The organism is Microcoleus asticus IPMA8 (assembly GCF_013179805.1).
GTDB lineage: Bacteria > Cyanobacteriota > Cyanobacteriia > Cyanobacteriales > Microcoleaceae > Microcoleus > Microcoleus asticus.
Window position 1 is genome coordinate 1 of record NZ_SRRZ01000202.1, and the last position, 7,713, is coordinate 7,713.

The 7,713-nt window shown below is 47.3% G+C and carries 7 protein-coding genes; 3 read left to right on the plus strand and 4 right to left on the minus strand.

Annotated features, from left to right (window positions below; translation table 11 throughout):
- Positions 1 to 80: 80 nt before the first annotated feature.
- Positions 81 to 632 carry a hypothetical protein gene (locus E5S67_RS33785; protein ID WP_246277058.1) on the minus strand — a complete coding sequence of 184 codons (552 nt, stop codon included), beginning with the start codon at positions 630 to 632 and terminating at the stop codon, positions 81 to 83.
- Positions 629 to 1,630 carry an ABC transporter substrate-binding protein gene (locus tag E5S67_RS30285; protein ID WP_246277059.1) on the minus strand — a complete coding sequence of 334 codons (1,002 nt, stop codon included), beginning with the start codon at positions 1,628 to 1,630 and terminating at the stop codon, positions 629 to 631. The genes E5S67_RS33785 and E5S67_RS30285 overlap by 4 nt, the downstream gene beginning before the upstream one ends.
- A gap of 485 nt (positions 1,631 to 2,115) precedes the next feature.
- On the opposite strand from E5S67_RS30285, the gene E5S67_RS32880 reads away from it, so the two are divergent.
- A complete protein-coding gene (locus E5S67_RS32880) occupies positions 2,116 to 2,253 on the plus strand; it encodes a hypothetical protein (protein WP_216670819.1) in 138 nt (45 codons plus the stop codon).
- A gap of 263 nt (positions 2,254 to 2,516) precedes the next feature.
- Here E5S67_RS32880 and E5S67_RS30290 read toward each other — a convergent pair whose 3' ends face one another.
- Positions 2,517 to 2,945: a DUF6220 domain-containing protein gene (locus E5S67_RS30290; RefSeq protein WP_172192947.1), complete on the minus strand. Its 429-nt coding sequence runs from the start codon at positions 2,943 to 2,945 to the stop codon at positions 2,517 to 2,519.
- 1 nt (position 2,946) lies between these two features.
- The gene (locus E5S67_RS30295; RefSeq protein ID WP_172192949.1) at positions 2,947 to 3,621 is read right to left on the minus strand and encodes a DJ-1/PfpI family protein; all 675 of its coding nucleotides are present in this window, start codon (positions 3,619 to 3,621) and stop codon (positions 2,947 to 2,949) included.
- Positions 3,622 to 3,720: 99 nt separating this feature from the next.
- On the opposite strand from E5S67_RS30295, the gene E5S67_RS30300 reads away from it, so the two are divergent.
- Positions 3,721 to 4,485: a LuxR C-terminal-related transcriptional regulator gene (locus tag E5S67_RS30300; protein ID WP_172192951.1), complete on the plus strand. Its 765-nt coding sequence runs from the start codon at positions 3,721 to 3,723 to the stop codon at positions 4,483 to 4,485.
- Positions 4,486 to 4,972: 487 nt separating this feature from the next.
- Positions 4,973 to 7,483 carry an ATP-binding protein gene (locus E5S67_RS30305; RefSeq protein WP_172192953.1) on the plus strand — a complete coding sequence of 837 codons (2,511 nt, stop codon included), beginning with the start codon at positions 4,973 to 4,975 and terminating at the stop codon, positions 7,481 to 7,483.
- Positions 7,484 to 7,713 lie beyond the last annotated feature (230 nt).

Sequence of the window (7,713 nt, forward strand, 5' to 3'; positions counted from 1 at the left end):
TTACTTAAATGGAATGATTGGTGTCAATCTCAAAGCAGCAGCTTAAATTATCATCAGTATTTATACTGAGCGCATAACTGTTATGCTCCCATGAAGGTTCTGCCGGCAGCTTGCTTCATTTGGTTGAGATCGAGTAGCACGATCGCCACTCCCCGTCGTTGAGATGCGCCAAACAAGGTACTGCTAAAAGGCAGAATTTGGGCGATCGCAGGCTGGTTGTCTACGACGATATCTTGCCTGACTTCAATGCCTGCGGTTGCCGCTTGGTAAAGTGGTTGTGCGAGTTGTGGATAGATGGAAGTGTATGGCTGATTAGTCGCATTCTGAGGGCTGCGGGCGATCGCTATCCCAGATGGATCGACAATGGCAATTTCCACCACACCGGGCATCGTGGCAAAATTTTGCACAACCCGTCGCAGAATGCTTTTATTCTCCAACTCTAGTAAGCCTTCTGTAGAAAACTCCAGAGATTGTGTAATTGATTGAGCCCGGTTATGAACTTGCGTTTCTAAGTCAGACTGCATCAGCCGATAGTTAAGTCCCAGAGTTGCCAGTCCAACTGTGGTAATCGACAACCCAACGCTAACCAGCAAGCGCTGCGACAAGCTATGGGGATGCAGGAATTTCGTCATAATTTCCATTCATTGATTGCTGTAGTTACGATGTCAGTGTTAATCTCCACATCCTGACGCGGCATCCGTCCGGCACGGGGGTCAGATTTTAATAGTTCAGCCATTTGAGCGATCGCCTCTGGCAACCTACCAGACTGAAATATCTTCTGCTGCATGGCAATGTCACCCTTTTTCAGACCAGCGTAATCTTTAGCAAAAGCCTCACCCTTCTGTCCCAGGCTTTTACCAACCTTTTGAAACACTTCCTGGGGCTTTGTTTCCACCGCACTCATAACATCAAACCAAGCCCTAATAAATTGCTTTAATTCAGCTTTCTTCGTGCCAATAATAGTTGACCGAGAAACCCAGGTATCAATAACTAAACTATCAACTTCCTGAGTGGTAAAAAGAATATTCCCCTCGATCTCTTGGGCAGTTTCGCCTAGAAGCGGTTGCCAGAGCACGGCGGCATCTAAACGTCCCTGCTGCATCAAATCAACCGCTGTTTCGTTAGAAATATCTTCAATCTTTACCTCTTCCGGTTTAATCTGGTGCAACTTGAGGGCTTCCAATAAAATCAGATGATTCACTGTTCCCAGTTTCGCTCCGACTCTTTTACCGCGAAGGTTTGCCACTGACTTGATTGCAGGTTGAGCAACAATACCATCAGCCCCATGAGAAATATTTGTTACCATCACCACCGCAGGCTTGTCAGTCCCCGAATCAGATTGCACCACATCCCACAAAGAAGCGAAATTAGCATCGAGATTACCGCGCAACATGGCGCGAGTTGAATCTTGTTGATTCTCAAATCGAATGAGTTGCACGTTCAATCCGTGCTTTTTGAATAAGCCTGCTTCCTGAGCATAAAGTGCAATATCAAATCCTGCCCAAGTGACGATTCCCACGCGCAGGGGAGCTAGTTGCTGTGGTGCAAGGCTACAAGCATTCACAATCAGGCTAACCGCCAGTGTCAAAACGCAGAGGACACTGAGCGATCGCCATTTCGTTAAGGTCAACCAACACCTACGCAATAATTGTCTAGTCCCGGTCTGAGCTTTGCCAGTCATCTATGCAGCCTCAACGCTCTTGTTCGTCGATGATAGCAATAAATTTTCTGCATGTCATTCCCTGAAAAAACGCCCAAAACAAATGTAAAATATAACTATTCTCCTCGCTTATAATTCATCACCAAATCCAACCAAAATCAAGAAATCGTCGCTGATTCCCGCACATAATAATCCACGAATTCATCTGCAGGGAAATGTGGTGATAACTTCTACACAACGTCGATATTGCGATGCGAATCGATTCCGGGAGTTGAGGGGTTCGTTGCTCTGGCGGTTCCTGGGCTGCTGCAATCGACAATTCATCCATATAGGAATATTCCGTCCCAGATCGCGATCGGTAACGATATCAGGCGGATGAGAATGCTTCCCAGCCTCAACGAAAACCCCCAAACTCCATTTTTAAACGGGATTTGGGGGTTTTCTTGCTATGTTTTTTGCCTGTAAGATCCCGATCGAATCAAAACTTGCTCGGTGCGATCGCCCTTGACAAATATCGGACTCTTGGCAGAATAATCAGGCTAGAAACTAACAGAGCGATCCTCTTCGAGGGCAACGCTTACGAACCGAATTGAAGGGCGATCGCTCTACTGGTATTTTTGAAGTATTGGGTATTGCGATCGCGATCTAACGACTCGGTTCAGTGGTAGACTGCCCCGCAAGACCCGGAACACACACGCAGAAACAGGGCCTGCTTTCCGCTGCACGCTCATTGTTCGGCGACTGTTGATAACTTCTAGCTCATTTGAGCGAGGTTAATCAATTGTGCCAAAGTGGATAAGTGCTGCACTGTTGCAAAGAAGGGAGTAAAGATTGCATCTTGCGTCATTTCTAACTCTCAAGCTTGCTCATTCTGATGGTTGGTGGGTGATAAAATGCGCGATGTGCTGTGTACAAGGGTTGAAGAAACATAGAGGAGCGAAAATCCAATCAGAGGATGGAACACCTCTAGATGGAGAGGTGTTTTGAGATGAATGCTAACAAATTGCAGCCCAAGCAGCACAGGTAGAGTGGCAGCGAGATGTCGTATTTTGCGTGAGAACGGGGCGAGCGATGACCATCCCCATAATATTAATGACAATCCACCATAGCCTCGCACTAGCCAAACATGAATATTCCACCAGGAAGGGTCATTGAAGTAGGCAACTCCAACTGTTAATAACTGAGCAATCAAGCAGAGGTTAAAGACGATTGAAGTTGTATAAAAACCTATCTGTACCCAATTTGTGGGAGTACGACCGCGATCGATTTCCGAAGTTGTGTTCATGTCAAACTGCCTGTTTTGCTACTTCTAAACTAGATATCCCCTGCATAAATAAGATTGCCTTATCGACCAACTGTGCCCCCGCTTTTTCTGGCGAACCGACATCAAATGGCGGGGCGGGATTGTACTCCAGTAATAGTTGAATAATCTTGGCTACTTCCTCACCACAAAGGATGCTAGCGATCGTCAGACCAAAATCGATACCTGCTGTCACGCCTCCACCAGTAATACGATTGCGATCGATTACTATGCGCTCTGTGCCAACCTCAACGCCAAACTTTGCCAGTTGTTGGCGCATTGCCCAGTGAGTCGTCGCTCGATAGCCGAACAGCAGTCCGGTTTTCGCCAGAAATAGCGATCCACCGCAGACAGAAGTGATAAATTTGGCGGTGCTGCCTTGTTTGCGAAGAAATGCTAGTATCTCTGGATCGTCTTCTACTGCCCCTTGCTCCAAGCCGCCGCCAATACAGATAACGTCCAAGCGCGGGCAATTTTCAAAGGTGGTATCAGGCAAAACCATCATGCCGTCATCGGTTTTAATCGGATCTAGCGTTTTCCAGATCCGATGAATCTGGACACCTGGCAACGCACTAAAAACTTGCTGTGGTCCTACAATATCCAGCGATGTCATGCCAGGATAAAATACCAAACCAATGATATGCTTTTGTGAGTCAGTCATGAATTCATCTCCTTGGGGCGATTGCGATTAAATCTGTCCTTATACTAGAAGTAGCAACCGACTTCGCCTAGTCCTCGATCGGGTACTCTTTTTGACAGCATGACAATTTCCTTGCAGCTTTTATTTAAAGAAATCGACCAGGTGACGGATGAACAAGATTTGCGATCGCAAGTCGTGCCCAAAATCGGCGAGTATTTTGCAACTAAGCGATCGGGAATCTTCTTTTTCGACCAGCTTTTAGCCGATCGAAATCTTCAGAAATTACTAAAAGTCGCGTTATCTGTCGAACATAATCCTGTTGCACGTTACTTAGCGGAGCGCCATACGCCTGTGCATGAAGGATTAGTAACATCGCCCAAGGCGTGGGCAATCATTTGTCCCCGCCCCGATCATTGGCACGTGATGGCGGGGCCGATCGTCAATCGCGGTCAATTAGTGGGTGTAGTGGGTTGCACCCGCGAACAGTCAATGCCTGCCTTCGATACGCAAAATCTAGCCGATTTGAGTGCGATGTGTTTGCATTTGTCTGTTTGGGCTGCAACAGTGCGATCGCGAAGTGTTTCCGTTGGCGAAGCCTGCCCAACGGGCATAGGAAAATCGCAACACCAATCTTTCAAGAGCGATCGATTAACGCCTCGTGAATTGCAAATTGCCGAATTGGTTGCTTTGGGGCGAACTAACGCAGAAATCGGGAGGGAACTTTGGATTACTGAGAATTCAGTAAAGCAAGCTTTGAAGAGAATGTTCCGCAAGCTTGAGGTTTCGTCTCGTGCAGAAATGGTTGCACAGCTTTCCGCGACAAAATACCATTTGCCAAGCGTAAAAATGTCTCCATCCAACTTGATGCAGAACACCCACCAATAAACTTAACCCTAGAAACTCAGAGAGCGATCCTCTTCGAGGGCTTCGCTAACGCACCGAATTAAAGAGCGATCGATCTACTGGTATTTTAAAAGTATTAGTATTGCGATTGCGCTCGCTAGCTAACGGCACATTAAACAAAGTGAAAAGACTCAATAGAGTCCGTTTCAACTGAGATATTGCACCATTCTCGCTTAACAGGCTTTTCGACCTGTTCCACAAAAAGTAAGTGAATTTTCTTGTGGGGCGGGCAGGAGAGCCCGCCCGTGAAAGGCTTATTGCATCTCGTGCAAGATATCAGTTCCAACGAGTTATTGTGTTCGAGAGTGCGATCGCTAGCAACATAAACTGATTAGGCCTCAATATTTCACCGCTACATTAGATCGAGCTGACAATTTTAACCCCTAGAAGGAAACACTAGGTATGTGTTTTTTTCTTGATTGTGGAAAATACACTTGTATCACAATAGGATTACTCCTATCTGCTTGTTATGGAAATAGATCGTGTGCCATTTCTGAATCGCCTCCGGCGCACCATGTCCTCTGCGGAAGCTTGGGGGTTTAGTGTGGTTGGATATCTGATGTGGTTTACCTTAGCACCGTCGATGCAAGCAGAAATTGGCTCCGCATCGCTGTTGGTCTGGATTCCTGGTGCGATCGTCGGAATTCTGTTTAACCTTCAAGTTCAGAGTTTGGGTGAGAAATATCCAGATGTATCTGGGGGAACACCCAATTACATCACGCGATTGCTTCATCGTTACCCTGCCCTTTCCCGTTACTTGGGGATTGCCTACTACTTGGGGTGGGTTTCTTTTCCTGCCATTAATGCGATCGTCATCACAGATTTGATCCAATTCCATTTAGAACCGATGGGGCTGAATATTCCAGAAAAAGTGTTTGAGATCGGTTTCACTACGATCGCTTACTTTGTAGCATTCAGTGGCACCCGCGCCGTCGCCATTCTGCACCTCTTTTTTGTCTTTCCTTCGATCGGCTTTTTATTCCTCTTCTGCGTTCAGGGTTTGGGCTGGCTTGCCTTTTCGCCCCAAAGCCCCGGACTCTTGCCCAGCAGCATTGATGCCATCAGTGTCCAGGACTGGCTGAAATGGTACTTGTTTGGCGCTTATAGCTTCTATGGCTGCGACACAGCTTCATCCTTTGTAGCCGACAGTCTCCACCCAAAAGACACCCTCAAGGCGCTGTCTTGGGTTGCCTGGTTCATGCCTCTGGTGTTTGTGGGTGGCACTTTAGTCTTGTTGCAGTTGGCAACCGCTGCGGGTTTAGAAGGCAATTTGTACGGCAATTTCCTGGCGGCTGCCAAGCCTTTCTGGGGAGACGCTGCCCCTGTCATAGTCACATTGCTGGTTACGGCTTGCTGTTTGTTGGGATCTGCGACTAGCGTTTGCAATACGCCCCGCATCCTTTTCCAACTCGCGCAGGATGGGCTGTTGTCTCCAGTGTTTGGCGCAGCGTCCCGTCGGGGTTCCCTAGAACCCGCGCTGCTGCTAACCTTTATCTGTAGTTTAGGATTTTTAGTCTGGGGTAACACCACTCGAATTGTGGTGGTGTCAGGGGTGAGTTTTTTCATTTCTATCATGGGGTTGCACTTGGGGCTGTGGATGCAGCGCAACGATCCAGTCGTGCGTTGGGGGCGACTATCTTTAGCATTGCTGGTGGTGGAGTTCATTTCCCTGGTGGTGGGTGGTGTTAGCTGGGGATGGATGGATTTTGGCATCGGGTTGCTGTTGCCGTTTGCAGCGATCGCGATCGACGCTGCAATTCGGCGGATTCCTTGGGAACCTTTGCACTTACCGTGGTGGGATCGACTCCATGCCAAGCCGCTAAACCATCCTGAAAACGAAGATTTTGTAGTGCTTCAGATCGGAGTTTTGATTGCGCTGATTTGTAGTGCAGCGACAATCAGTTGGCTAATCAGATCCTGGCTGCGGGTAGAAGTCGGAACCAAGAATCCCTATCTGCTGATTATTGTGTTGATGACGCTGGCATTTGTGGGAGTGGCGATTGCTTGCTGGACAACTCTGCCCCAGGTTGCTGCGATCGAAGAACTAGCAATTTCCTCAACCGTGCAAGCTAAAGAACTCGAGACAACCCTAAACGAACTAAAAAAAGCCCAGATGCAAGTTATCCAAAGCGAAAAAATGTCTAGCTTGGGACAGTTGGTTGCGGGAATTGCCCATGAAATCAATAACCCGGTCAACTTCATCCACGGTAATCTCACCCACCTGGACGAATATACCCAAAATCTGCTGCGGATGATCGAACTCTATCAACAGCGCCATCCCAGCAACGATCCAGACGTGCAAGCAATGGCAGAGGAAATCGACTTGGAATTCCTCACTGAAGACATCCAAAAGATCGTGTCATCTATGAAGGTAGGCACCGAGCGAATTCGCGGTATTGTCGTCTCGTTGCGAAATTTTTCTCGCATGGATGAAGCAGACTTCAAAGATGTTGATATTCATGAGGGAATTGAAAGTACATTGCTGATTTTGCAACACCGGCTCAAAGAGAAACCAGAGTCTCCAGGCGTGGTAACGATTAAAGACTATGGCACATTGCCCAAGGTGGAATGTTTCCCCGGACAACTAAATCAGGTATTCATGAATATTTTGGTCAATGCTCTGGATGCCCTAGATTACATGAATACCAAACGCTCCTATCAGGAGCTTAAAGACACCCCGAACCAGATTACGATTCGGACTTCTGCGATCGACAATCAATGGGTGGAGGTGGCGATCGCTGACAACGGAATCGGTATGCCAGACTCAGTGAAGCAGCGCATTTTTGACCCTTTCTTCACCACCAAACCGATCGGTAAAGGTACGGGTTTGGGGATGTCGATTAGTTATCAAATCATTACTGAAAAACATCGCGGTAAAATCAAGTGTTTTTCAACACCTGGCTCAGGTACTGAGTTTGTGATTCAGCTCCCCATTCGGCAACAGACAATTTTAGCATTCCCGATCGCGGCTGAATCTTAACCGCTTCGCGTTCAGTGCAGCCCTCAAACAATCTGAGGCGGTACAATAATCGGGGTGTCAATTACCGCCAACTGCTCGATCGGAAGCCGTAAGAATCTTAGAAGCGCGATCGCCCTTGACAAATATCGCACTCTTAGCATACTGGAGTTTAGACTAAAAGCGATATGAGAGAACGCAAATCAAATGGAATTAGAGATTAAAAATATTATCTTTTCAGCCTCAAAGCATCC

What these genes read in the sequence shown, in the direction of transcription:
- E5S67_RS33785 (WP_246277058.1), bottom strand. Translation starts at nt 632, where the DNA reads ATGACGAAATTCCTGCATCCCCATAGCTTGTCGCAGCGCTTGCTGGTT.
- E5S67_RS30290 (WP_172192947.1), bottom strand. Translation starts at nt 2,945, where the DNA reads ATGAACACAACTTCGGAAATCGATCGCGGTCGTACTCCCACAAATTGG.
- E5S67_RS30295 (WP_172192949.1), bottom strand. Translation starts at nt 3,621, where the DNA reads ATGACTGACTCACAAAAGCATATCATTGGTTTGGTATTTTATCCTGGC.
- E5S67_RS30300 (WP_172192951.1), top strand. Translation starts at nt 3,721, where the DNA reads ATGACAATTTCCTTGCAGCTTTTATTTAAAGAAATCGACCAGGTGACG.
- E5S67_RS30305 (WP_172192953.1), top strand. Translation starts at nt 4,973, where the DNA reads ATGGAAATAGATCGTGTGCCATTTCTGAATCGCCTCCGGCGCACCATG.